Raw genomic sequence first — 23,371 nt, 5'->3', positions numbered from 1 at the left:
GTCACACCGATCACCTGCCGCGTTCACAAAGTCGTCTCGGGGGCACAGGTAAGCTGCGGTTTCGCGTTCAGTGCAGTGCCGAGACCGCAGGAGGACCCCGGTGACCCAGCCGGCTGCCGAGGCCCAGGAACAGGCCGCCCCCGTCCAGCGCCGCGTGCTCGTCGCCGAGGACGAGGCGCTCATCCGCCTCGACCTGGTGGAGATGCTCCGCGAGGAGGGCTACGAGGTCGTCGGCGAGGCCGGGGACGGCGAACGGGCCGTCGAGCTGGCCGGTGAGCTGCGGCCGGACCTGGTCATCATGGACGTCAAGATGCCCAAGAAGGACGGCATCGAGGCCGCGGGCGAGATCGCCAGGGAGCGGATCGCGCCGGTGGTCATCCTGACCGCCTTCAGCCAGCGTGAGCTGGTCGAACGGGCGCGGGACGCCGGGGCGATGGCGTACCTGGTCAAGCCGTTCGCCAAGCGCGATCTGGTGCCGGCCATCGAGCTGGCCGTCTCCCGCTTCGCCGAGCTGAGCGCGCTGGAGAACGAGGTCGCCGGGCTCACCGAGCGCCTGGAGACGCGCAAGGCCATCGAGCGGGCCAAGGGGCTGCTGATGACCAAACAGGGGCTCTCCGAGCCGGAGGCGTTCCGCTGGATCCAGCGCACCGCCATGGACCGCCGGACCACCATGAAGGCGGTCGCGGACGCCGTGCTGGACAACCTGAACTGACGACGCGGTGAGCCCGCTGGGTCACCCTCTGTTGGCCTGCAACGGAGTGTGATGTAAACGGTGGGTTACCACCCGTTTGGATCTTGTTTCTTCTTGGCTGGGTCTGCTTCGTGTTCGGTGCGTCACCACCGTCACGATGTGGACACGCTCCTGTAGCGACCCTGGGCTTAGACGAAACGGACAGCTACTTTCCGGTCCAACCACGTCCCGGAGTGGTACGGGACACCGCCGCCGTTCAGCCGGTGGCGGATTGGGCAAGTGGAGGTACGGGTGTCTGGAGCACGACTCGTGCGGACCCTGGCGGTTGCGAGCGTTATCGCGCTCACCGTCGCAGGGTGCGGAGGCGGTAGCGGTTCATCGGGTAACGGGGGGCAGACCTCGGGCGGTCAGGCGGCGCCGGGCAAGCCGGGCGACGCGGCCGACCCGCGCGGTGACGGCAACGCCAAGTGCAGCAATGTCTCGCTCGCCTACATCGGCACCATCAACGGCGGCAACGCCGCGCTGGGCCAAGCCATCCTCAACGGCGCGCAGCTGGCGATCAACCAGCACAACAGCGCGAACGCCGGCTGCCAGGTGAATCTGAAGAAGTACGACTCCGAGGGCAGCCCGGACAAGGCCCCGGGTGTGGTCACCCAGGCGATCACCGACACCACCATCGTCGGGGTGATCGGCATGCCGTTCTCGGGTGAGTCCAAGGCCGTCGGCGGCACCTTCAACGAAGCCGGTCTGGTCACCATCACGCCGTCGGCGACCAACCCCGGCCTGACCAAGAACGGCTGGAAGACCTTCTTCCGCGGACTGGGCAACGACGCGGTGCAGGGTCCGGCCGCGGCCAAGTTCCTCACCGAGGAGCTGAAGGCGCAGAAGGTCTGCGTGATCAGGGACGACTCGGAGTACGGCACCGGCCTGGCCGACGCGATCAAGGGCGCGCTGGGGTCGAAGGTCACCTGCGAGGACCAGATCAAGACCAACCAGCGCGAGTTCTCCGCCACCGCGAGCAAGCTGAAGTCCGCCAACGTGGACGCCATCTTCTTCGCCGGCTACTACGCCGAGGGCGGCCCGCTGGCCTCCAAGCTGTTCGACGAGGGCATCAAGGCGAAGTTCGTGGCGCCGGACGGCACCAAGGACGATGAGTTCATCAAGGGCGGCGCGGACGGCGCCGAGGGCGCCTACCTGACCTGCCCGTGTGTGCCGGCGGACGCCTTCACCGAGTTCTCCACCGCCTACAAGCAGCTCTCCGGCAAGGAGCCGTCGACCTACTCGGCCGAGGGCTACGACGCCGCGACGATCCTGCTCAAGGGCATCGACAAGGGCCTCAAGGACCGGGCCGGTCTGCTGGACTTCGTGAAGAACTACGAGGGCCAGGGCCTGACCAAGAAGTTCAAGTGGGACGCCACCGGCGAACTCACCGACACGCCCGTCTGGTCGTACAAGGTCGAGGGCGGCAAGATCGTCAAGTTCAAGCCGATCACCAAGTAATCCCGACCTGAGACATCACCGCACTGGGGCACGGATGCACGCATTCGCCTGCGTACGTCCGTGCCCCAGGCGTGTGCACCGCAAGAAACGGGCGGATCTGTGATTCAGCAACTAGGCACAGTTCTCGCGCAGGACTCGGGAAGCGGAATCGGCTTCAACGTTGACCTGCTGCTGGAGAACTTCTGGGCCAACACCGTGGACGGTTTGTCCTACGGCAGCATCTACGCGCTGATGGCGTTGGGCTACACCCTCGTCTACGGCGTGCTGCGGCTCATCAACTTCGCGCACTCCGAGGTGTTCATCGCGGGCGCCTTCGGTATCTGGTTCACCTTCGACGCACTCGGCTTCAAGCCGGGGCCGACTCCCACGCTGGACACGGGGGAGATCATCGCCACCCTGGTGCTGGCCATCGGGGTCGGCATGATCGTCTCCGGTGCGGTGGCGGTGATCGTGGAACGCGTCGCGTATCGCCCGCTGCGTAAACGGAACGCGCCCTCGCTGGTCTTCCTGATCACCGCGATCGGCGCGTCCTTCGTGCTGCAGCAGATCTTCTTCGTCTGGCGGGGCGGCAACGCCGAGGGTGCGATCCGCATCATCCGGCCGACCACCCAGTTCGAGATCTTCGGCGCGCGGGTCACCAACGTGCAGATCATCGTCTTCCTCGCCGCGCTGGTGCTGATGTTCGCCGCGGACACCTTCATCAAACGCAGCAGGCTCGGCCGCGGTATCCGCGCGGTGGCCCAGGACCCGACCACCGCGACGCTGATGGGCGTCAACCGGGAGCGGGTCATCATGGTGACCTTCCTCATCGGTGGTCTGCTGGCCGGCGCCGCCGCGTTGTTCTACGTCATGCAGATCCCCTCCGGTGTCATCTACACCGGCGGCTTCCTGCTGGGGCTCAAGGCGTTCACCGCCGCGGTGCTCGGCGGGATCGGTAACCTGCGGGGGGCGGTGCTCGGCGGATTGCTGCTGGGTGTGGTGGAGAACTACGGACAGTCCCTCTTCGGCGGGCAGTGGCGCGATGTGGTCGCCTTCGTCCTGCTGATCGTCGTCCTGATGTTCCGGCCCACCGGCATCCTCGGCGAGTCCCTCGGGAAGGCACGGGTATGAACGCACAACACGAGAAGACCGCGGCCGTGCCCTTCGGCCAGCGGGTGCGTGACTGGTGGAATGGCCTGAACCGGTTCCAGCAGTGGGGTGTGCTCATCCCGCTGGTGGCCCTGCTCTACCTGCTGCCGCTGATCAACCCGCCGCTGCTGACCACCGAGCCGGGCACCGACTTCCAGATCGCGCTGTTCAACGCGGCCCGCTTCGCGCTGATCGCGATCGGGCTCAACGTGGTGGTCGGCCAGGCCGGTCTGCTCGACCTGGGCTACGTCGGCTTCTTCGCCGTCGGCGCCTACGTCGCGGCGCTGCTGACCTCGCCGGAATCCCCGCTGCGCTGGGACTACCCGTGGATCGCGGTGATCCCGGTGGCGATGCTGGTGACCATGGTCTCCGGCGTGCTGCTGGGGACACCGACCCTGCGATTGCGCGGGGACTACCTGGCGATCGTGACCCTGGGCTTCGGCGAGATCGTGCGCCTGCTGGCCGACAACGTCCCGGCGCTGCGCGGCAACCGCGGTTTCCAGGACGTCGGCCGCCCGGAGCTGGAGAACGCCGCGGGCGCGCCGATCTTCAACTCCACCAACGGAACCCCGTGGTACTGGCTGACCATCACGATCATCATCATCGTGCTGGTCCTGGTCGGGAACCTGGAGCGCAGCCGGGTCGGCCGGGCCTGGATCGCCATCCGGGAGGACGAGGACGCGGCCGAGATCATGGGCGTGCCCACGTTCAAGTTCAAGCTGTGGGCCTTCGCCATCGGCGCCGCGATCGGCGGTCTGTCCGGGGTGTTGTACGCGGGCCAGATCGGGTTCGTGAACAACCAGAAGTTCGACGTGGTCACCTCGGTGCTGTTCCTGGCCGCGGTGGTGCTCGGCGGCTCGGGGAACAAGGTCGGGGTGATCCTGGGCGCGTTCGTGATCTCCTATCTGCCAGACCGGTTCCAGGAGATCGCCGAGTACAAGTACCTGATCTTCGGTATCGCGCTGATCGTGCTGATGCTGTTCCGCCCGCAGGGTCTGCTGGGCGCGCGGCAGCGGCTGCTCGCCAGGGGCAGGCAGGCTTATCAGAAGCTGCTGGGCAAACCGGAGCAGATCGCCACGGAGAGCTCGATGCTCGACTCGAAGAAGGGGGTGCAGGGGTGAGCGCGGACAAGCGCGACGACGAACCGGTCGTCGAGGGCGGTCTGGTCGCCGAGCTGGAGCGGATGACCCCGGAGGAGCGGGCCGCGCACGAGGCGGAGGTGGCCGAGGCGGTCGCCGCCGACCGGGAGATCGCGGTCGAGGTCGGGGACACCCTGCTCAAGCTGGACGAGGTCACCATGCGCTTCGGCGGGCTGGTGGCGCTGGACGGGGTGAACTTCGAGATCCGCCGTGGCGAGATCCTCGGGCTCATCGGCCCCAACGGCGCAGGCAAGACCACCTGCTTCAACGCGATGACCGGCGTCTACCGGCCCACCAGCGGCCAGGTGCTGCTGGAAGGCAAGCCGATCGGCAAGCGCAAGCGCTTCCAGATCACCCGGCTGGGCATCGCCCGCACCTTCCAGAACATCCGCCTGTTCGGCGAGATGACCGCGCTGGAGAACGTGGTTGTCGGCACCGACGCCCGGCACAAGACCAGCGTGATCGGCGCCCTGCTCCGCCTGCCCCGGCACCACGCCGAGGAGAAGTCCGCGGTGGAGAAGGCCATGGCGCTGCTGGAGTTCGTGGGCATCGCCGACCGCGCCGCGGAGAAGGCGAAGAACCTGCCCTACGGCTACCAGCGCAGGCTGGAGATCGCCAGGGCGCTGGCCACCGAGCCGAAGCTGCTGTGCCTGGACGAGCCGGCGGCCGGGTTCAACCCCGCGGAGAAGGAAGAGCTGATGGGGCTCATCCGCAAGATCCGCGACGACGGGTACACCGTGCTGCTCATCGAGCACGACATGAAGCTGGTCATGGGCGTGACGGACCGGATCGTGGTGCTGGAGTTCGGCAAGAAGATCGCCGAGGGCCTGCCAGCCGAGATCCGGGACAACCCGGCCGTGATCGCCGCCTACCTGGGGGTGCCCGACGATGGCGCTGCTTGAGCTGAACAACGTGTCCGTGCACTACGGCCGGATCCAGGCCCTGACGGGTATCTCCCTGCACGTGGAGCAGGGTGAGATCGTCAGCCTGATCGGCGCCAACGGCGCGGGCAAGTCCACCACCATGCGCGGCATCAGCGGTGTGCGCCCGCTCTCCGGCGGCACCATCCGCTTCGACGGCGAGGACATCACCAAGCTGCGCGCCGACCTCCGGGTCGTCCGCGGCATCTGCCAGTCCCCGGAAGGCCGGGGTGTCTTCCCCGGCATGACGGTGCTGGAAAACCTGGAGATGGGCTGCTACACCCGCAAGGACAAGGCGGCCATCGCCCAGGACTTCGAGCGCGTCTTCGAGCTGTTCCCCCGGCTCGCCGAGCGCAAGAACCAGGTCGGCGGCACCATGTCCGGCGGCGAACAGCAAATGGTCGCCATCGGCCGCGCCCTGATGGCCCGTCCCCGGGTGCTGCTGCTCGACGAGCCCTCGATGGGCCTGGCCCCCCAGTTCATCCAGCAGATCTTCCGCATCATCCGGGAGATCAACGAACAGGGCACCACGGTCCTGCTGGTGGAACAGAACGCGCAACAGGCCCTCAGCCGGGCCCACCGCGGCTACGTCCTGGAGACCGGCCGCATCGTGAAGGAGGGCACGGGCGCGGAGCTACTGGCCGACCCGTCCATCAAGGAGGCCTACCTGGGCGTCGCCTGACGCCCACAACAGCCAACACCCCGTACAAGAACGGCCAACACTCCGGCAGGGGGTCCCACCCTGCCGGAGTGTTGGCCGTTGTGGACGCCTGGTTGGCCCAAGTCGTACGCCTGGTTTGCCCAAGTGGGCGTGCGACTTGGGCCAAGTGGACGGTTACTTGGGGTCGCCGGGTGGGCGCTCGCGGAGGATGCAGGTCAGCTTGGCCGTGCACAGGCGGTGGCCGTCCTCGTCGCTGATGACGATCTCGAAGGTGGCCGTGGTCTTGCCCCGGTGCAGCGGCATGCACACGCCGGTCACCAGGCCGTCGCGGCCGGCCCGGTGGTGTGTGCAAGCAAGTTCCAGCCCGAGCGCGATCCGCTCCGGCGCCGCGTGCATCGCCGCCGCCACCGACCCCAGCGTCTCCGCCAGCACCGCGCTCGCGCCCCCGTGCAGCAGGCCGTAGGGCTGACGATTGCCCTCCACCGGCATCGTGCCGACCAGCTTCTCCGGGTCCCACGAGGTGATCTCGATGCCCAACTTCTCCGTGAGCTGTCCTGCGGGGGAGCTGCTCAGGTCGACCGTGCTCACCAGGCTCACCATCACCTTTCCGGGGGTCCGCGCGCGGGTGGCGCGGGAATCGTCGTACCGTCACCTTAGACTCGCCGCCGTGACCCAACCCGACCGCCTTGACGCGCGCCGACTGTTGCTCATCGATGGGCACTCGATGGCCTACCGGGCCTTCTTCGCCCTGCCCAAGGAGAACTTCCAGACCGCGACGGGGCAGACCACCAACGCGGTGTACGGGTTCACCTCGATGCTGATCAACCTGCTCCGGGATGAGCAGCCGTCGCACCTCGCGGTCGCCTTCGACGTCTCCAGGGTCACCTTCCGCACCGAGGCCTACGCCGAGTACAAGGCCACCCGCAGCGCCACGCCGGATGAGTTCCGCGGGCAGGTCAGCCTCATCCAGGAAGTGCTCACCGCACTGTCCATTCCGTTCCTGAGCAAGGAGAACTACGAGGCCGACGACCTCATCGCCACGCTGACCACCCAGGCGGAGGCGGACGGGTTCGACGTGCTCATCTGTACCGGCGACCGGGACGCGCTCCAGCTGGTGACGCCGAAGACGACCGTGCTGTACCCGGTCAAGGGCGTCTCCGAGCTGACCCGGTTCACCCCGGAGGCGGTGCAGGCCAAGTACGGCCTCTCGCCCAACCAGTACCCCGACTTCGCCGCGCTGCGCGGCGACCCCTCGGACAACCTGCCCAAGATCCCCGGCGTCGGCGAGAAGACCGTCACCAAGTGGATCCAGGAGTTCGGCTCCCTCGCGGCGCTGGTCGACCGGGTGGACGAGGTCAAGGGCAAGGCGGGGGAGAACCTGCGGGCCAACCTGGACGCGGTGCTGCTCAACCGGCGGCTCACCGAACTGGTCCGGGACGTCGAACTGCCAGCCACCATCGCCGACCTGGCCGCCCAGTCCTGGGACCGGGACGCGGTGCACCGGCTGTTCGACGAGCTGGAGTTCCGGGTGCTGCGGGACCGGCTCTTCGCCACCCTGTCCACTGCCGAACCCGAGGCCGAGGAAGGCTTCGAGGTCAACGGCGAGACCCTGGCCGCGGGCGCGGTGGCGGACTGGCTGGGCGAACACGGGCGCGGCGGACGGCTCGGACTCTCCTTCGTCGGGGACTGGGCCCGCGGCGCGGGCGACCTCACCGGCATTGCACTGTCCACTGTGGACGGTCAGGGCGCGTTCGTGGACGTGACCGCGCTGACCCCCGAGGACGACGCCGCGCTGGCCGCCTGGCTGGCCGACCCGGCCGCACCCAAGGCCGCGCACGACGTCAAGGGACCGCTCTACGCCCTGCGCGCCCGCGGCTGGACCCTGGCCGGACTCACCTCCGACACCGCCCTCTCCGCCTACCTGGTCCGCCCAGGACAGCGCTCCTTCGACCTCGGCGACCTGGTGCTGCGCTACCTCCAGCGCGAACTGCGCGCCGAGGACGCAGGCGACAACGGTCAGCTCTCCCTCCTGGAAGACGAGACCGAGACCGTCGCCAAGGCCGCCACCAAGGAACTCCTCCGGGCCCGCGCCGTCGCCGAACTGGCCGGCGCGCTGGATGAGGAACTGGCCCGGATCAGCGCCACGCAGCTGCTCGCCGAGCTGGAACTGCCGCTGCTCGGTGTGCTGGCCGAGCTGGAGATCACCGGCATCGCGGTGGACGACGACAAGCTCACCGAGCTGGAGGCGCACTTCGCCGGGCGGGTCAAGCAGGCCGCCCAGGACGCCTACGGGGTGATCGGCAAGGAGATCAACCTGGGCTCGCCCAAACAGCTCCAGGTGGTGCTCTTCGACGAGCTGAACATGCCCAAGACCAAGCGCACCAAGACCGGCTACACCACCGACGCCGAGGCGCTGCAGAAGCTCTACGAGGACACCCAGCACCCGTTCATGGCGCACCTGCTCGAACACCGGGACGCCACCCGGCTCAAGACCACGGTGGACGGGCTGCTCAAATCGGTCTCCGACGACGGCCGCATCCACACCACGTTCAACCAGATGATCGCCGCCACCGGCCGGCTCTCCTCCACCGAACCGAACCTGCAGAACATCCCGATCCGCACCGAGGAAGGCCGCACCATCCGGCGGGCCTTCGTGGTCGGCGGCGGCTACGCGGAGCTGATGACCGCGGACTACAGCCAGATCGAGATGCGCATCATGGCCCACCTGTCCAAGGACGAGGGCCTGATCGCGGCGTTCAACTCCGGCGAGGACCTGCACACCTACGTCGCCGCCCAGGCCTTCGACGTGCCCACCGGCGAGGTCACCGGCGAACTGCGCCGCCGGGTCAAGGCCATGTCCTACGGCCTGGCCTACGGCCTGTCGGTGTACGGCCTGGCCCAGCAGCTGCGGATCTCCGCCGAGGACGCCCGCGCCCAGATGGACGCCTACTTCGCCCGCTTCGGCGGCGTCCGCGACTACCTGCACGAAGTGGTGGAGAAGGCCCGCAGGGACGGCTACACCGAGACCATCCTCGGCCGCCGCCGCTACCTGCCCGACCTCAACAGCGACAACCGCCAGCGCCGCGAGATGGCCGAGCGGATGGCCCTCAACGCCCCCATCCAGGGCAGCGCGGCCGACATCATCAAGGTCGCCATGCTGGGCGTGCACCAGGCCATCTCCACCTCCGACCTGCGCTCCCGGATGCTGCTGCAGGTGCACGACGAACTCGTGCTGGAGATCGCCGACGGCGAGCGGGAGGCCGTGGAAGCCCTGGTACGCGAGCACATGGGCAACGCCTACCGGCTCGACGTGCCCCTGGATGTCTCGGTCGGCGTCGGCCAGTCCTGGGACGAGGCCGCGCACTGACTCACCGCGTGGGCGTGCCCGGACACCGGTCGCGCCCACGCCGGGCTCAGCGGCGCGGATCCTCCGGACGGCCCAGGTTCACCGGACCGGAGATGTCCCTGGCCTGCACCACCGAACCGGTCACCGTGCCGCTGACCGAGTTCGTGACCGCGCCGCCGCTCTCGACCTCGGCCGAGCCGGACTGCACCCACAGCGCCACCCCCGCCGCGGCCAGTGTCGCCACCCCCACCGCGACCCAGGCCCACACGTTCGTGCCCAGTTCGGTGGCCACGTTGACCGACACCCCGACACCGGAGGCCACCACCGCGGTGGCCAGCGCGAACATCCAACGGCGCATCCGAGCGACCCCTCCCCGAGTTAAAGACGTTCGGACACGCAGCGTACGCCAGTAAGCTACTTGCCGTGTTGCTCCACTGGGCCGATCCGTTGCCGCAGAAACCCCAGCGCATCCTCGTCGCGGGCGCCTCCGGGGCCGGGAAGACGACCATGGTCCGGGAGCTGGCACGGATCTTCGCGGTGCCCGCGATCGAACTGGACGCGCTCTATCACGGTCCACAGTGGATTCCCCGGCCCACCTTCCTGGCCGAGGTCACCGAGTTCGCCGGCAGCGAGGGCTGGGTGTGCGAGTGGCAGTACGACTCGGTGCGCCCGCTGCTGGCCGAACGGGCCCAGCTTGTGGTCTGGCTGGACCACCCCCGGCACACCGTGATCCGCCGGGTGACCTGGCGGACCTACCAGCGCCGCCGCCGGGGCGAGCTGCTGTGGAACGGCGAGCAGGAACCGCCGCTGCACACCATCTTCACCGACCCCGAGCACGTGATCCGCTGGGCCTGGTCCACCTACCCCAAGGTGCGGGCCAGGGTGCGCGAACTGCTGCCCACCCCGCTGCCCGTGGTGCGCTTGTGCGGGCAGCGCCAGACCGATGCCTGGCTGCGTTCCATCACCGGCTGAAGTTGTTGACACCCGCCCGATCCGCCGCTTACGGTCCGCCTTGGTAAACGCTTTCATTTCCGGCGGGCGGGGGTGTGCATGCGGCAGCGCGCGTGGCCGGCCTACGTGTTCCTGCTGCCCTGGCTGCTCGGCGCGGTCACCCTGACCCTGCTGCCGATGGCCGCCTCGCTCTACCTCTCCTTCACCGACTACAACCTGTTCGAGACCCCGCGCTGGGTTGGCCTGGACAACTATGTGGAGCTGTTCACCCAGGACGACCGCTACCGCACCGCGGTCGGCGTGACGCTGAAATACGTGCTGGTCTCGGTGCCGCTGAAACTGCTGCTCGCCTTCGCCGCCGCGCTGCTGCTGAACTCCCTGCGCGGCCGGGGAAAAGCCTTCTACCGCTCCGCCTTCTACGCGCCCTCGCTGCTGGGCGCCAGCGTCGGCCTCGCGCTGGCCTGGCGTTCGCTGTTCGACCGCGGCGGCGCGGTGCCCTCGGTGCTCGGCCAGCTCGGCATCAGCACGCCGAGCTGGGTGGACGATCCGGACTGGGCGCTGTGGGCGGTGGTGCTGCTCTCCGCCTGGCAGTTCGGCGCGCCCATGGTGATCTTCCTGGCCGGGTTGCAGCAGATCCCGCCGGACCTCCTGGACGCGGCCGCGGTGGACGGCGCGGGCTGGTGGCGGCGGCTGGTCAGCGTGGTCTTCCCGGTGCTCTCGCCGGTGATCTTCTTCAACCTGGTGCTGGAGGCCATCCACGCCTTCCAGGCGTTCACCTCGGCCTTCATCATCAGCTCCGGCCGCGGCGGCCCGGCCGACGCGACCCTGTTCTACACCCTCTACCTCTACGAACGCGGGTTCGGTGACTTCCGCATGGGCTATGCCGCCGCGATGGCCTGGATCCTGCTGCTGGTGATCGCCCTGGTCACCGCGCTGCTGTTCCGCTCGGCCCGCCGCTGGGTGTTCTACGGCGACGACCTGGCCGCCCGATGACCGCCCGCAGGCTGCGTCTGCTGGCCACCCACCTGGCCGCGCTCGCCGCGCTGCTGCTGGTGCTCTACCCGCTGTTCTGGCTGCTCACCGCCTCGGTCCGCCCGGTGCAGGAACTGCTGAGCAGGCTGGACACGGTGTGGCCCAAGGTCATTGATCTCAGCGGCTACCAGCAGGCCCTGGAGGGTGCGGGCGGCGTCGGCTTCGGCACCTTCCTGGGCAACTCGCTGATCGTGGCCACCGGCACCGCGCTGGGCAACGTGATCTCCTGCACGCTGGCCGGATTCGCCTTCGCCCGGCTGCGGTTCCGGCTGCGCGCGCCGCTGTTCGCCTTCGCCCTGCTCACCATCATGCTGCCCGCGCACGTCACGCTGATCCCGCAGTACGTGCTGTTCCAGCGCACCGGCCTGATCGACACCTTCCTGCCGCTGGTGCTGCCGAAAGTGCTGGCCACCGACGCGTTCTTCGTGTTCCTGATGGTGCAGTTCATGCGCGGCATCCCGCGTGAGCTGGACGAGGCGGCCACCATCGACGGTTGCGGCCCGTTCACCACCTTCCGGCACATCGTGCTGCCGCTGGCCAGGCCCGCGATCGTGACCACCGCGCTGTTCAGCTTCATCTGGGCCTGGAACGACTTCTTCAGCCAGCTCGTCTACCTCAACTCCGCCGACAACTACACGATCCCGGTGGGGCTGCGGCTGTTCATCGACCAGACCTCCACCTCGGCCTACGGCGCGATGTTCGCCATGTCGGTGCTGTCTTTGGTGCCAATCCTGCTCTTCTTCCTTGCCTTCCAACGCTTCCTGGTCCAAGGTGTAGCGACCTCGGGCTTGAAGGGGTGAACGCCGATGGCGGATCGGACGCCGGCCGGGCACCTACGGGGCCCCACCCTGTGGTGGGACCGCCTGTCCGCCCTGTCCGACACCGTGCTGCTCGGCTTGCTGGTCGCGCTGTGCGCGGTGCCGGTGCTGACCCTGCCCGCCGGGTTCGCCGCCGCCTGCGCGGTCATCGCCCGCTGGCACAAGGGTGACTCGCCCGCGTTGCTGCCGGTCTTCCGGGACACCCTCGCCAACGGCCTGCGCCGGCACCTGCTCGCCGGGGTGGCCTTCGTCGCCGCGAGCACGCTGCTCACGTTGAACCTGAGTCTGTTGCTGGGCCTGGACCTGCCCGGCGGCCTGGTGCTGCGCTGGCTGGTCGCCGGGGTCAGCCTGTGCGCGTTCACGCTGCTCACGCTGACCGCGGCGGTCGCCGGGGTGACCGGCCGCGGCTGGCTGTCCGCGGTGCGCGCCGCCTACGGCAAAGCCGTGCTGGGACCCGGTTCCTTCCTGTTGCTGGCCGCCGCGCACGTGGTGGCCGCGATCCTGGTGTGGACGCTGCCGCCGCTCGCGCTGGTGGTGGCCGGACCGCTCGCGCTGGCCGCCACCGCGGCGAGCCTGCGGGAGGAACCGTGAGCGTTGCGCCCCGGCTGGCACTGGCCGGGGTGCACGGCCACGGCCGGCACCATCTGCGGCACGCACAACAGTTGCATGAGCAGGGCCGGATCGACCTGGTCGCCGTGTGCGATCCGCGCGATCCCGGCCCGCTGCCGCCCGGAGTGCGGCACCACCCGAACCTGACCGCGCTGCTCGCCGCCGAAGCGCCCGCGGTCACCGTCATCGCCACCCCGCCGCACACCCACCGCGCGCTGACCGTGGCCGCCCTGCGCGCGGGCAGCGATGTGCTGCTGGAGAAACCCCCGGTGCTCGATCTGTCCACAATGGACGAACTGCTCGCGCTGGAGCGGGAGACCGGGCGGCGCTGCCAGGTGGGCTTCCAGACCATGGGGTCACCGGCCCTGCACCGGCTGGCCGAGCTGGTGTCCGGGGGCAGTCTGGGCGAGGTCCGCGGTATCGGCGGCCAGGGCGCCTGGACCCGGACCGACGCCTACTACCGGCGCGCCCCCTGGGCAGGTCGCCGAAGGTTGCACGGCGAACCGGTCCTGGACGGCGCGCTGAGCAACCCCTTCGCACACGCCGTGCACGCCGCCCTGGTCGCCGCAGGCGCTCAGCAGGCCATCCCGGTCAGCCTGGATCTGGAGTTGTTCCGCGCCAGGGACGTCGAGGCCGACGACACCGGCTGCGTGCGACTGCGTTTCGCCGGGCGCCCCACGGTCACCGTCGCGGTCACCCTGGCCGCCGAACACTCCGTCCCGCCCCGGCTGATCGCGCACGGCAGCACGCACCGGGCGGAACTGGTCTACGGGCAGGACCTGCTCACCGTCGACGGCGACCCGGTCGCCACCCCACCCCGGACGGATCTGCTGGCGAACCTCCTGGAGTTCCGCGCGAACGGCACGCCGCTGCGCTCACCCCTGGCCGAGTGCCGCACCTTCACCGAGGTGGTGGCCGCCATCGGCGCCGCCCCTGACCCGGTGCGGATCCCGGACCATCATCTGTCCGAAGTGGACAGTGGTGAGCAGCGTCGGGTGATCGTGTCCGGGGTGGACGCGCTGGTGGCCGCGGCGGCTGAGCGGCTGGCCACCTTCACCGAACTGGGCGCGCCGTGGTGAGCCAGGTTCAGGCGACCCACAGCTTGGTCCAGGTGCTGCCGTCGGCGGAAACCAGGTGCTCGTAGGCGGTTTCGGCCAGGTAGCCGCCGCGGGTCCAGGTCACCGTGCCCTTGGGCAGCCGCTGATCCGCCGCCACCGCCCGGAATTCGCGGCCGCCACCGGTCCCGGCCACGGTCTGCCCGGACCGGTCCAGCAGCCGCGGTTCGCCGTCCGCGCCGAGCACCAGGGCCGCGGTCAGCGAGGGGCTGGCCACCCCGGCCTGCACCCTGGTCCAGCTCGTCCCGCCGTCCCCGCTGCGGTACAGCGTCAGCAGCGACCCCGCCGCCTCCGCTCCCGGCCCGGTCACCCCGACGTACACCGCGCTGCCCGCCACCGCCACGCCGGCCTGCCACCAGCCGGCATAGGGCGCCGCGGGCAGTTCCCGCACCGGCCAGTCCCGCCCGTCCGCACTGCTCGCCACCGCCGGCGCGCGTCCGTCGGCGGCCCGGCCGACCACCCACCAGCGCCCGTCCCGCGCGGGCACCGGCAGCGGCCGTGGATCGGTCAGCGCGGGCGGGTTCCGCAACGCCGCCGACTGGCCGGACCCGGGCAGCACCACCCGCAGCACGCATCCGGTCGCCGGGCACTGCCGTTCCAGCCGCGCGCCCGTCGGGATCCCGTCCACCGGCGGCGCCTCGCCCGCGACCAGGGTCCAGCTCCGCCCGCCGTCCCCGCTGTAGTGCTGCTCCAGGCCCGCGCCGACCCGCAGCCGTTGTGGCCCCAGCACCACGAACCCGGCGAGCCCGCCCAGGTAGCCGCCGACCCCTGGCGGCAGGTCGCGGTGCTCGGCGGACTGGAACCCGTCGGTGGTGGCCAGCAGATGCGCCTGGCAGACATCGGCCGGGCCGTCCCGGCAGACCCGGCGGACCGCGTAACCGTGCCGGTTGTCGGCGAAGTCCAGGGCCACGATCCCGGTCGGTGGCCGATCCGGTTCCAGCTCGGCGCTGGACTCGGGCGCGGCGGTGGGTTCCGGCGGCGGCCCGGCCTGTTCGCGCAGCGCCACCACGGCCGTGACCGCCACCGCGAGGGCCAGGGCGGCGAGCAGGATCCGGTTGCGGCGCATGCGGTTCAGCCCTTCGGCAGGGGAGTCCAGGTTACGCCGTCGGGGGAGTGGCTGATATCGGTTTCGGCGGCGAGCAGGTGCCCGGACCGGGTGGGGTAGGCCCGCCAGCCGTTGAGCGCCTCCTCGGGCCGCGCGGGGCGGAAGGACCGGCCGCCGTCCTCGCTCACCCAGGTCTGACCCGCCTGGTCGAGCGCGGTCAGCCGGCCGTCCGGCCGGGGGATGAGCGCGAGCAGGACGTGCGGGGCACTGGTCCCGGCGGCCTGCCAGACCAGGTCCCATCGCTCGCCGTCGCCGCGGTACAGGCCCTGCGGCTGCGCCTCGCCGTTGACCAGCAGGTACCCGGTCTGCCCCGCGAAGACCAGTCGCACGCTTTTCGGCCTGGCCACCGGGCCGGCCGGCAGCTCCCGAACCTGCCAGCTGCGCCCCTCGTCCACGGTGCTGGCCACGGTCAGCCGATCGCGGTGCGTCCCGACCACCCGCCAGCGGCCCGCGGTGTCCGGGTAGGGCACCGGGCGCAGCTCGTCCAGCGGCGGCAGCCCGCGCAGTTCGGCCCGGCGCCCGGATTCCGGCAGCACGACCAGCACCCGCGAGGTGCAGCCCGTGGGCGTGCAGTCCGGTTCGAGCACCGCGCCCGCCGGGATCCGGTCCACCGGCGCGGCGTCCTCCTCGACCCTGCTCCAGCTCTGCCCGGCGTCGGCGGTGAACCAGCGGCGCTGCCCGTCCCGCACCACCAGCCGGGACGGCCCCAGCGCCACCAGGTCGATCGCCAGGTGCTGCTGGTCGCCGCGCAGTTCCAGCGGCAGCTCCCGTAGCTGCACCTGACCGTCCTGGCCGGCCAGCAACTCGTGCGCGCACCAGTCCTGCCCGTCGTCGCGGCACTGGGCGCGCACCCCGAACCAGTGCCGCTCGTCGGCGAAGTCCACGCCACGCAGCGCGGTCCGCGGGGGCGGCTCGGCGGCGGTGTCCGGCGCGGGCGGCGGTCCGGCCTGCTCCCGCAGCACCACTACGGCCGTGGCGGCCAGTGCGAGGGCCAGGGCGGCGAGCAGGATCCGGTTGCGGCGCATGGGGTTCAGCCCGTCGGCAACGGCGTCCAGCGCACGCCGTCGACGGAGTGGCGGACCTCGGTGACCAAGCCGAGCAGGTGGCCGATCCTGGTGCGCTCGACAAAAACGCCGGGCAGCTCCTCCTCGGGCCGCGCGCGCCGGAACGTGCGGCCGCCGTCCTCGCTCACCCGGGTGAGGCGTTGCTGGTCGAGCGCGGTGAGCCGGTCACCGGGACCAGGCACCACGGCGTGCAGGGAACGCAGCGGCTGATCGACGGAGAGGTTCCGCCAGACCAGCTCCCAGCCCTCGCCCTGGGCGCGGTACAGGGCCGACGCGATATCGCCCGCGGGTGACGCCGTACTGCTGTCGACCTTGAGGTACATGCCGTTCTCGGCCGGGACCGCCTGCGCCCGGCTGATCGCGGGCACCCCTGGCGGCAGCTCCCGCACCTGCCAGGTGCGCCCGTGATCCGCGCTGGTGAGGACCACCTGCTTCCCGTCGAGCAGGCCGACCACCCGCCACCGGCCCTGCCGGTCCGGCAACGACACGGGGTGCACTTCGGTCAGCGGTGGCAGTCCGCGCAGTTCGGCCCGGCGCCCGGAGTCCGGCAGCACCACCATGACCCGGTGCTCGCAGCCCGCGAGCGTGCAGTCCCGCTCCAGCACCGCGCCCGCCGGGATCCGGTCCACCGGCTCGGCCCGCTCGCGCACCTCGGTCCAGCTCTGCCCGGCGTCCGCGGAGTACCAGCTCCGGAAGTACCGGTTGTACGCCAGGACCTGGCTCGGCCCCAGTGCGAGCAGGCTGATCCCCTGCCCCTCCTGGTAGCCGCGCAGTTCCTCGGGCAGCTCCCGCAGCCGCGGCACCCCGTCCGCGGTGGCCACCAGCGTGCGCGCGCACCGGTACGGCTGCGCTTTCCAGCACTGGGCCCGCAGCCCGAACCAGTGCCGCTCGTCGGCGAAGTCCGCGGCCACCAGCGCGGTCTCCCGCGACGGCACAGGGATCATGGTCGGACCCGCCTCGGGCGGTGGTCCGGCCTGTTCCCGCAGCACCACGAGCACCGCGGCGACCAGCGCCACCGCGAGCAGCGCGAGCAGGATCCTCTTGCGGGTCATCGGCTCATCCGTTCGGCAGCGGCGTCCAGCGCACGCCGTCGGGGGAGTGGCTCAGCGTGTTGCCCGCCTCGGCCAGGTAGCCGGTGCGGGCCCGTCGCGGCCAGCCACGCGGGATCTGGTCCTCGGGCCGGGCGGGCTGGAAGGTGCGGCCACCGTCGGCACTCACCCAGCCGTCGCCCTGCTCGTCGGTGGCGGCCAGCTGTCCGCCCGGCCGGGGCAGCACCCCGGTCAGCGACCGCGGTTCCGGCCCGGCCGGATCGGACCGCCAGACCAGCTGCCAGCGGGCGCCGTCCTCGCGGTACAAGGCCGTCGCGGGTTTGGCCTCCCGCTCCGGGGTCCGGCTGGTCAGCCGCAGGTAGGTGCTGCGACCGGACAGCGCCACCTCGGCGTCGAGCAACTGTCCCGGCGGCCCCGGCGGCAGTTCGCTGACCTGCCAGCTGCGCCCGCGGTCCGCGCTGCCTGCCAGCACCGGCTTGTCCGCGCGCCTGCCGACCAGCCGCCACCGGCCGTCCGCATCGGCGAACCGGGTGTGCGGCACGACCTCGGTTAGCGGCGGCACCCCGCGCAGCTCGGCCCGGCGACCGGAGTCCGGCAACGTCACCATGATCTTCGGCGTGCAGCCGGGCGCCGGCTCGCAATAGCGTTCCAGGAACCCGTTCGCCGGGATCTCGCCCACCGGCGGCGCGTCCGGGCCGACCTCGGCCCAGTGCTGCCCGCGATCAGCGGAGTACCAGCGCCGCCCGGGATCGCTCTGCACCAGCAGCCGCTCCGGCCCGAGCACGGTCACCCCGACCGCCGTGCCACCGCGCTGGCCACGCAGTTCGGCGGGCAGCTCGCGGAACCGCAGCCGGCCCTGCTCGGACTCCAGCAACGTGTGCGAGCACCGCCGGGCATCGGTCTCCTGGCACAGTCCCTGCACGCCGAACCAGTGCCGTTCGTCCACGAAGTCCACCGCGCGCAGCACCAGCACCATCGGCTGATCGGTGACCGTGCCGGCCGGCGCGGCAGGCGGCGGCACCGAGTCCTCCCGCAACACGATCACGATCGCCGCGAGCACCGCGCAGACCGTCGCCCCGGCCAACGGCATCCGCCACCGGGCAGGCAGCTCGGTCACCGGTGACCACCCCCTTGTCCCGCTCCCCTTCCGGGCAGATTACCGCTAGCCGACGGGCAACGGCGTCCACCGCCTGCCGTCCACCGAGTGGCTGGCCCCGCTCTCTGAGGTGCTGAGCAGCCCGCCGCGGACCGAACGCAGGGTGTTGCCGGGCACCAGTTGTTCGGCGATCTGCCCGGCGTGGAAGGTGTGTCCGCCGTCCGCGCTGAACCAGCTGCCGCCCGCCTGCAGGGCCAGCAGCGTGCCGTCCGGCGCGGCGGCCAGCCCGGTGATCTCCGACAGTGCCGCACCCGGCCGGGACTGCCACACCTGTTCCCACTTCCCGCCGCCACCGCGGTAGAGCGTGCTCGCCGACGGCTGATGGTCGGTGCTGATCAGCACGTAGGCGGCCGCGCCCGCCACGACCACCTCGGCCCAGCGGAAGGAACCCGGCGGGGTGGACGGCAGGTCCTGGGTCTGCCAGCTGCGACCGCCATCGGCGCTGCTGGACACGGCCGCCCGCCCGTCCCGTTTGCCCACCACCCACCAGCGTCCGGCGAGCTGACGCGGGAACGGGAACGGCTCGGTCAGCGGCGGCCGGAACTCAGGCGTCAGCGGAACCTGCTGCCCGGTGTGGGACAGCACCACGTCGACCCCTGGCACGCACGGGTTCTCGCCGTGGCAGGACCGCTGGAGCAGCATGTCGGGCAGCAGACCGTCCACCGGCCAGTCGACCGCGATCAGCCCCTCCCGCCAGGTCCCGCCCCGGTCCTCGGAGTGCCAGGTCCGCTCCGCCGCGACCACGGCCAGCTTGCCGCCCAGCACGTGCAACCGCAGCGGCTGGCCGGATCGGGGACCGCGCAAGGGTTCTGGCAGTTCGCGGACCTGGACCACGCCGTTGTCCACGTCCAGGAGTTGATGTGAGCAGTCCCCTGGCTGGGCGCAGCGGGCCCGCAGCGCGAACCAGTGCCGCTCGGTGGCGAAGTCGATGTCCAGCAGCCGGAGATCGGTCGGCGGTGCCGGCGTGGGCGCGGGTTCGGTGTCCTGGCGCAGCACCAGCACGGCCGAGGTCACCAGGACGATCAACGCGGCCACGATCAGCGGCAGCCGCAGGCGAGAGGTGATCATCACGGCACCGGCCGCCAGGTGCGGCCGTCGCCGGACTGGTGGTAGATCCGGCCCGCGTGGTTCTGGGTCCAGGAGTAGGCGAGGAAACCGTTGCGGCTCCAGGACACCTCGGTGCCCGGGATCTGCTGCTCGGCCTTGGCGAAGGTCTGTCCACCGTCGTCGCTGCGCCAGGTCACGCCGTCCTTGTCGATCAGCCGCAGCTGGCCGTCCGCACTGGGCACCAGGTCGCCGCGCAGGCTGCGCGGCCCGGCGAGCTGGGCGGCGGTGGTCAGCTCGCGGGGCGTCCAGGTCTCGGTCCAGGTCTGCCCGCCGTCGTTACTGCCCAGGATCGCGATCAGGTTCTCCTCGCCGGTCGTCACCGGCAGGTAGTAGCCACCGCCGGGGGCGGCGACCGGGGTGCCGAGGTGGCGGCCGGTGGCCACCGCGGGCAGTTCCCGCACCTGCCAGCTCCGCCCGCTGTCCCGGCTGCTGGCCAGCGCGGGCCGGTCCGTGCCGGGGATCTTCCCGGCGACCCACCAGGCGCCGTCCGCGGCCGGGGCCGGGAACACCGCGCTGATGGTCAGCTCCGGCTGGACTGCCAAGGTGCGCCGCTGACCGGTGGCCGGGTCGTGAACCGTCACAACCTCCTTGACACACGACGCCGCCAGCTCACCCGCGCAGTTCTCCAGGAACCCGCCCTGCGGGATCTCCGCGGCGTCCGGCCCGTTGATCTCCCGCCGCAACCAGGTGACCCCGCCGTCGGTGCTGTGCCAGTAGCCGCCGCTGCCGTTGATCACCAGGTTGCCGGGGCCGAGCACCTTGACCGCGGGCAGCCGCCCGGACCCGGCCACCTCCGCCGGCACCGCCCGCTCGGTCCAGTCCTTGCCGTCGACGGCGGACAGCAGCGAGTTGACGCAGGTCTCCCGGCCGCCGGGACACCGCACCCGCACCGCGTAACCGTGCCGGGCGTCGGCGAAGTCCAGCATCGTCACCGAAGGGTCGGCCGAGCCGCCGGCGTGCTCGGTCGGCTTGGCGAGCTGGCCTACCCCGAGCAGGCCGTAGAGCAGCCCCAGCAAGGCCGCCACGCCCGCACTCACCGTGCTCACCCCGAACACCGTGCGCCGCCGCTGGGTCCGTCGGCGCACTCGTTCGAGCACCGGGCCCTGCCCCGGATCGCGCACCGCGGCGTGCAGTTCCGCGCGCAGACCCGCCAGTCGTTCGTCCAGTCGGTCATCCAGCTCAGTCATGCCCCACCTCCATCGTCAGCCGCTGGGCGAGCGCGGCCCTGGCCCGGGACAGCCGGGACTTCACCGTGCCCACCGGCACCCGCAGCACCGCGGCCACCTCCTCGACCGGCAGGTCGGCCAGGTAGTGCAGCACCACCACCGCCCGCCGCTGTTCTTCCAGGGCGCCGATCGCGGCGTGCAGTTCCGCGTGCTCGGCGCCGATGTCCGCGGGCGGACTCGGTTCCGCCCGCGGGATCAGCAGCCGGTGCAGCAGACTGCGCCGGCGCCAGCGTTTCCGGGCCAGGTTGACCACCACCGTGCGCAGCCAGGCCACCGGGTTCTCTGTCTCGGCGACCTGGCCGCGCTTGCGGTAGGCCACCGCGAACGCCTCCTGGGCCAGGTCCTCGGCATCCCCCAGGTCATTGGTCATGGCGTAGGCCACCAGCACCAGCGACCGGTAGTTGCCCTGGTAGAGCTGGGCGAACCACTGCGAGTCGATCCCCACACCTCTCACCCCTCCTTCACCCAGCATGAGCCGCGAACACCGAACCAGGTTCCCGCTAGGTTGGGCGAATGTTGTGGTGGCGGCGGAACCGCGGCTGGGCGCTGATCGTGCTGGCCGCGCTGGCGGTCGCCGCGGTGGCGGGCACGGCCTGGCTGCTGCTCGCGGACAAGGTGGCCGCCGCGGTGATCGGACTGGTCACCGCGGTCTTCGGCATCCTCGCCGCGCGCGGCCGGATGTTGCTGGAACGGGGTCACGAGCAGCAGGCGGCGCTGGCCGGGGACGTGCTCGGCGCCGACGGCGGGCGGCTGCCCAGGGTGCGCGAGATGGACGACCCGATCGCGCTGGGCGTGCACCGCGCGGCCGAACTCGGCGCGGACCGGGTGCCCGGCTACGTGCCACGGGACATCCAGGACCGCCTCGACGCCGCGGTGGCCGGCGGTGGATTCGTGCTGATCATCGGCGAGTCCACCGCGGGCAAGACCAGGGCCGCCTACGAGGCCAGCCGCCGGCTGTGCCCGGACCACTATTTCCTCGCCCCCTCCGGCAACCGGCCATTTCAGTCCATTGTGGACACTGTGCTGGAGCTGCGCCGGGTGGTGGTGTGGCTCAACGACATCGAGCGCTACCTGCGGCCGGACGGGCTGACCGTGGCCGGGGTGAGCCGGATGCTGGCCGGCTCCGGGCGGGAGGTGCTGCTGCTGGGCACCATTCGCACCCCCGCGCTGGAAGCCTTCGGCGCGCGCCGGGAGGCCGAGCTGGACGGGGACAAACTCGGCGCCTGGCGCACCGGCCGCGAGGTGCTCACCCTGGCCACCGAGATCCCGCTGTCCCGCCGGTGGAGTCCGGCCGAGGTGGCCAGGGCCGGCGCGCACACCGACCCCAGACTCCGTGCGGCGGCGGCGAAATCCGGTGACTTCGGGGTGGCCGAGCTGCTCGCCGACGGACCCGAATTGGCCAATGACTGGCGCAATGCCTGGCGGGTCGGCGGGCATCCGAGGGGCGCCGCCCTGGTCACCGCCGCGGTCGACTGCCGCCGCGCCGGACTGCCCGACCCGATGCCCCGGCACGTGCTCACCGCGCTGGCCGAGCACTACCTCACTGAACGCGGGGGAGCGGCGCTGCGGCCCGAACCGGTCGAGGAAGCCTTTGCCTGGGCGGTGAAACCGGCCCGCGCCACCAGCAGCCTGCTGCTCCCCGGCGCCGACCCCGAGCACTACCGGGCCTTCGACTACCTCCTGGACCTGCCGGACAACCCGCCGGTGCCCACCGCGGTGTGGCGGGCGCTGATCGAGTGGGCCACCCCGGTCGCCGCGGTGGAGATCGGCCACGCCGCCCGCCGCTTCGCCCAGTTCGACCGGGTGCGTGAGGCCTTCGGCAAGGGCGCCGAACACGGCGTGCCGGGCGCGGATGTGTTGCTGGCGGACGAGATCGGCGCGGCCGGCGACCCGGAGCAGGCCCTCCGGCTGCTGCGCGCCGGACTGGCCCAGCGCGAGGCGGTGCTCGGCCCGGACCACCCGGAAACCCTGCGCAACCGGATCACCCTGCTGCGCTGGGCGGGATCGGAGGCGGAGTTCGCCGCGCTGCTGGCCGACTGCGAGCGGGTGCTCGGCCCCCGCCACCGGGACACGCTGCGAGTGCGGCGGGTCTTCGCCGCGCACCTGGCCGAGTCCGGCCGGATCGCCGAGGCCATCGCCCTGTTCGAGGCGCTGCTGGCCGAGGTCGCCCAGGTGTGGGGACCAGACCACGTGGACACCTTCGCGGTCCGGCACCAGCACGCCACCTGGCTCGGCGAGTCCGGCGACCACGCCGCCGCACTGGCCCGCTGCCGCGAGTTGCTGGCCGACCGCACCCGGGTCTTCGGCCCGGACCACCCCAACGTGCTCAGCTCCCGGTTCCAGATCGGCGTCTGGACCGGCCGCGGCGGCCAGGAGACCGAGGCCGCCGCCCTGTTCACCGAACTGGTCGCCGACTCCACCCGCATCCTCGGCCCGGAGCACCCGCACACCGTCTCCGCCCGCTACCGCCTGGCCATCAACAGCGGCAACTCCGGCGATCCGAGCCGGGCCGCCGACCTGCTCACCGAGGTGGTGCGGTCCCGCTCGGCGAGCCTGGGCCCCGACCACACCGGCACCCTCAACGCCCGCCTGCAACTGGCCAACTACCAGCACCAGGCCGGATTCCTCGACGCGGCCAGGGAAACCGCGGAATCCCTCGCCCTGTCCTGCGTCCAGGTCCTCGGCCCGGACGCCCCCTTCACCCGCCGCGCCCGCACCCTCCGCGACCGCCTCCGCGACTAAGCCCGCACCGGC

At 71.4% G+C, this 23,371-nt stretch carries 22 protein-coding genes; 13 read left to right on the top strand and 9 right to left on the bottom strand.

What is annotated here, in order from left to right; translation table 11 throughout:
- Positions 1-100: 100 nt before the first annotated feature.
- From MZC64_RS17845 to MZC64_RS17820, 6 genes are all read left to right on the top strand, one after another.
- Complete coding sequence (locus MZC64_RS17845; protein WP_185007690.1) at positions 101-712, top strand: ANTAR domain-containing response regulator; 612 nt, start codon at positions 101-103, stop codon at positions 710-712.
- Positions 713-982: 270 nt separating this feature from the next.
- The gene (locus MZC64_RS17840; RefSeq protein ID WP_247757832.1) at positions 983-2,191 is read left to right on the top strand and encodes a branched-chain amino acid ABC transporter substrate-binding protein; all 1,209 of its coding nucleotides are present in this window, start codon (positions 983-985) and stop codon (positions 2,189-2,191) included.
- A gap of 99 nt (positions 2,192-2,290) precedes the next feature.
- Positions 2,291-3,301 carry a branched-chain amino acid ABC transporter permease gene (locus MZC64_RS17835; RefSeq protein ID WP_247757831.1) on the top strand — a complete coding sequence of 337 codons (1,011 nt, stop codon included), beginning with the start codon at positions 2,291-2,293 and terminating at the stop codon, positions 3,299-3,301.
- The gene (locus tag MZC64_RS17830) at positions 3,298-4,440 is read left to right on the top strand and encodes a branched-chain amino acid ABC transporter permease (protein ID WP_247757830.1); all 1,143 of its coding nucleotides are present in this window, start codon (positions 3,298-3,300) and stop codon (positions 4,438-4,440) included. The genes MZC64_RS17835 and MZC64_RS17830 overlap by 4 nt, the downstream gene beginning before the upstream one ends.
- Positions 4,441-4,502: 62 nt before the next feature.
- Positions 4,503-5,360 (top strand): ABC transporter ATP-binding protein, encoded by an 858-nt coding sequence (locus MZC64_RS17825; protein ID WP_247758290.1) that lies wholly within the window; start codon positions 4,503-4,505, stop codon positions 5,358-5,360.
- Positions 5,353-6,060, top strand: coding sequence for an ABC transporter ATP-binding protein (locus MZC64_RS17820; protein WP_374205774.1), 708 nt, complete (start codon positions 5,353-5,355; stop codon positions 6,058-6,060). Before MZC64_RS17825 ends, MZC64_RS17820 begins: the two co-directional genes overlap by 8 nt.
- Positions 6,061-6,213: 153 nt before the next feature.
- On the opposite strand, the gene MZC64_RS17815 is transcribed toward MZC64_RS17820, so the two are convergent.
- Positions 6,214-6,639, bottom strand: a complete 426-nt coding sequence (locus MZC64_RS17815; RefSeq protein ID WP_374205765.1) for a PaaI family thioesterase — start codon at positions 6,637-6,639, stop codon at positions 6,214-6,216.
- 124 nt (positions 6,640-6,763) lie between these two features.
- Between MZC64_RS17815 and polA the strand changes: the two genes are divergently transcribed.
- Complete coding sequence (polA, locus tag MZC64_RS17810; RefSeq protein WP_247758289.1) at positions 6,764-9,406, top strand: DNA polymerase I; 2,643 nt, start codon at positions 6,764-6,766, stop codon at positions 9,404-9,406.
- 46 nt (positions 9,407-9,452) lie between these two features.
- Here the strand turns inward: polA and MZC64_RS17805 are convergent, their stop codons facing one another.
- Positions 9,453-9,743 (bottom strand): hypothetical protein, encoded by a 291-nt coding sequence (locus MZC64_RS17805; protein WP_247757827.1) that lies wholly within the window; start codon positions 9,741-9,743, stop codon positions 9,453-9,455.
- A 65-nt stretch (positions 9,744-9,808) separates the two neighbouring features.
- Here MZC64_RS17805 and MZC64_RS17800 point away from each other — a divergent pair, with 65 nt between their 5' ends.
- The 5 genes from MZC64_RS17800 (at position 9,809) to MZC64_RS17780 (ending at position 13,874) form a co-directional block, all read left to right on the top strand.
- Complete coding sequence (locus MZC64_RS17800; RefSeq protein WP_247757826.1) at positions 9,809-10,357, top strand: AAA family ATPase; 549 nt, start codon at positions 9,809-9,811, stop codon at positions 10,355-10,357.
- 78 nt (positions 10,358-10,435) lie between these two features.
- Positions 10,436-11,329, top strand: a complete 894-nt coding sequence (locus MZC64_RS17795; protein ID WP_247757825.1) for a carbohydrate ABC transporter permease — start codon at positions 10,436-10,438, stop codon at positions 11,327-11,329.
- Positions 11,326-12,168 (top strand): carbohydrate ABC transporter permease, encoded by an 843-nt coding sequence (locus tag MZC64_RS17790; RefSeq protein WP_247757824.1) that lies wholly within the window; start codon positions 11,326-11,328, stop codon positions 12,166-12,168. The genes MZC64_RS17795 and MZC64_RS17790 overlap by 4 nt, the downstream gene beginning before the upstream one ends.
- A gap of 6 nt (positions 12,169-12,174) precedes the next feature.
- The gene (locus MZC64_RS17785; protein WP_247757823.1) at positions 12,175-12,777 is read left to right on the top strand and encodes a hypothetical protein; all 603 of its coding nucleotides are present in this window, start codon (positions 12,175-12,177) and stop codon (positions 12,775-12,777) included.
- Positions 12,774-13,874, top strand: coding sequence for a Gfo/Idh/MocA family oxidoreductase (locus MZC64_RS17780; protein WP_247757822.1), 1,101 nt, complete (start codon positions 12,774-12,776; stop codon positions 13,872-13,874). Before MZC64_RS17785 ends, MZC64_RS17780 begins: the two co-directional genes overlap by 4 nt.
- Positions 13,875-13,881: 7 nt before the next feature.
- Here MZC64_RS17780 and MZC64_RS17775 read toward each other — a convergent pair whose 3' ends face one another.
- From MZC64_RS17775 to MZC64_RS17745, 7 genes are read right to left on the bottom strand one after another with little or no spacing between them, the layout of a single operon-like run.
- Complete coding sequence (locus MZC64_RS17775) at positions 13,882-14,976, bottom strand: hypothetical protein (protein WP_247757821.1); 1,095 nt, start codon at positions 14,974-14,976, stop codon at positions 13,882-13,884.
- 5 nt (positions 14,977-14,981) lie between these two features.
- Positions 14,982-16,040, bottom strand: a complete 1,059-nt coding sequence (locus MZC64_RS17770) for a hypothetical protein (RefSeq protein WP_247757820.1) — start codon at positions 16,038-16,040, stop codon at positions 14,982-14,984.
- 5 nt (positions 16,041-16,045) lie between these two features.
- Positions 16,046-17,131: a sialidase family protein gene (locus MZC64_RS17765; RefSeq protein WP_247757819.1), complete on the bottom strand. Its 1,086-nt coding sequence runs from the start codon at positions 17,129-17,131 to the stop codon at positions 16,046-16,048.
- Positions 17,132-17,135: 4 nt separating this feature from the next.
- A complete protein-coding gene (locus MZC64_RS17760; RefSeq protein ID WP_247757818.1) occupies positions 17,136-18,245 on the bottom strand; it encodes a hypothetical protein in 1,110 nt (369 codons plus the stop codon).
- Between the two features lie 45 nt (positions 18,246-18,290).
- Complete coding sequence (locus MZC64_RS17755; RefSeq protein WP_247757817.1) at positions 18,291-19,352, bottom strand: hypothetical protein; 1,062 nt, start codon at positions 19,350-19,352, stop codon at positions 18,291-18,293.
- Complete coding sequence (locus MZC64_RS17750; protein ID WP_247757816.1) at positions 19,352-20,578, bottom strand: hypothetical protein; 1,227 nt, start codon at positions 20,576-20,578, stop codon at positions 19,352-19,354. The genes MZC64_RS17755 and MZC64_RS17750 overlap by 1 nt, the downstream gene beginning before the upstream one ends.
- Positions 20,571-21,062 (bottom strand): SigE family RNA polymerase sigma factor, encoded by a 492-nt coding sequence (locus tag MZC64_RS17745; protein ID WP_247757815.1) that lies wholly within the window; start codon positions 21,060-21,062, stop codon positions 20,571-20,573. The genes MZC64_RS17750 and MZC64_RS17745 overlap by 8 nt, the downstream gene beginning before the upstream one ends.
- A 68-nt stretch (positions 21,063-21,130) precedes the next feature.
- On the opposite strand from MZC64_RS17745, the gene MZC64_RS17740 reads away from it, so the two are divergent.
- Positions 21,131-23,359, top strand: a complete 2,229-nt coding sequence (locus tag MZC64_RS17740) for a tetratricopeptide repeat protein (RefSeq protein WP_247757814.1) — start codon at positions 21,131-21,133, stop codon at positions 23,357-23,359.
- Positions 23,360-23,371: the final 12 nt, after the last annotated feature.

The organism is Crossiella sp. S99.2 (assembly GCF_023094165.1).
In the GTDB taxonomy this organism is placed as follows: Bacteria; Actinomycetota; Actinomycetes; order Mycobacteriales; family Pseudonocardiaceae; genus Crossiella.
Note: the sequence above shows the minus strand (reverse complement) of the source record. Positions and strands in the feature narration are given on the sequence as shown.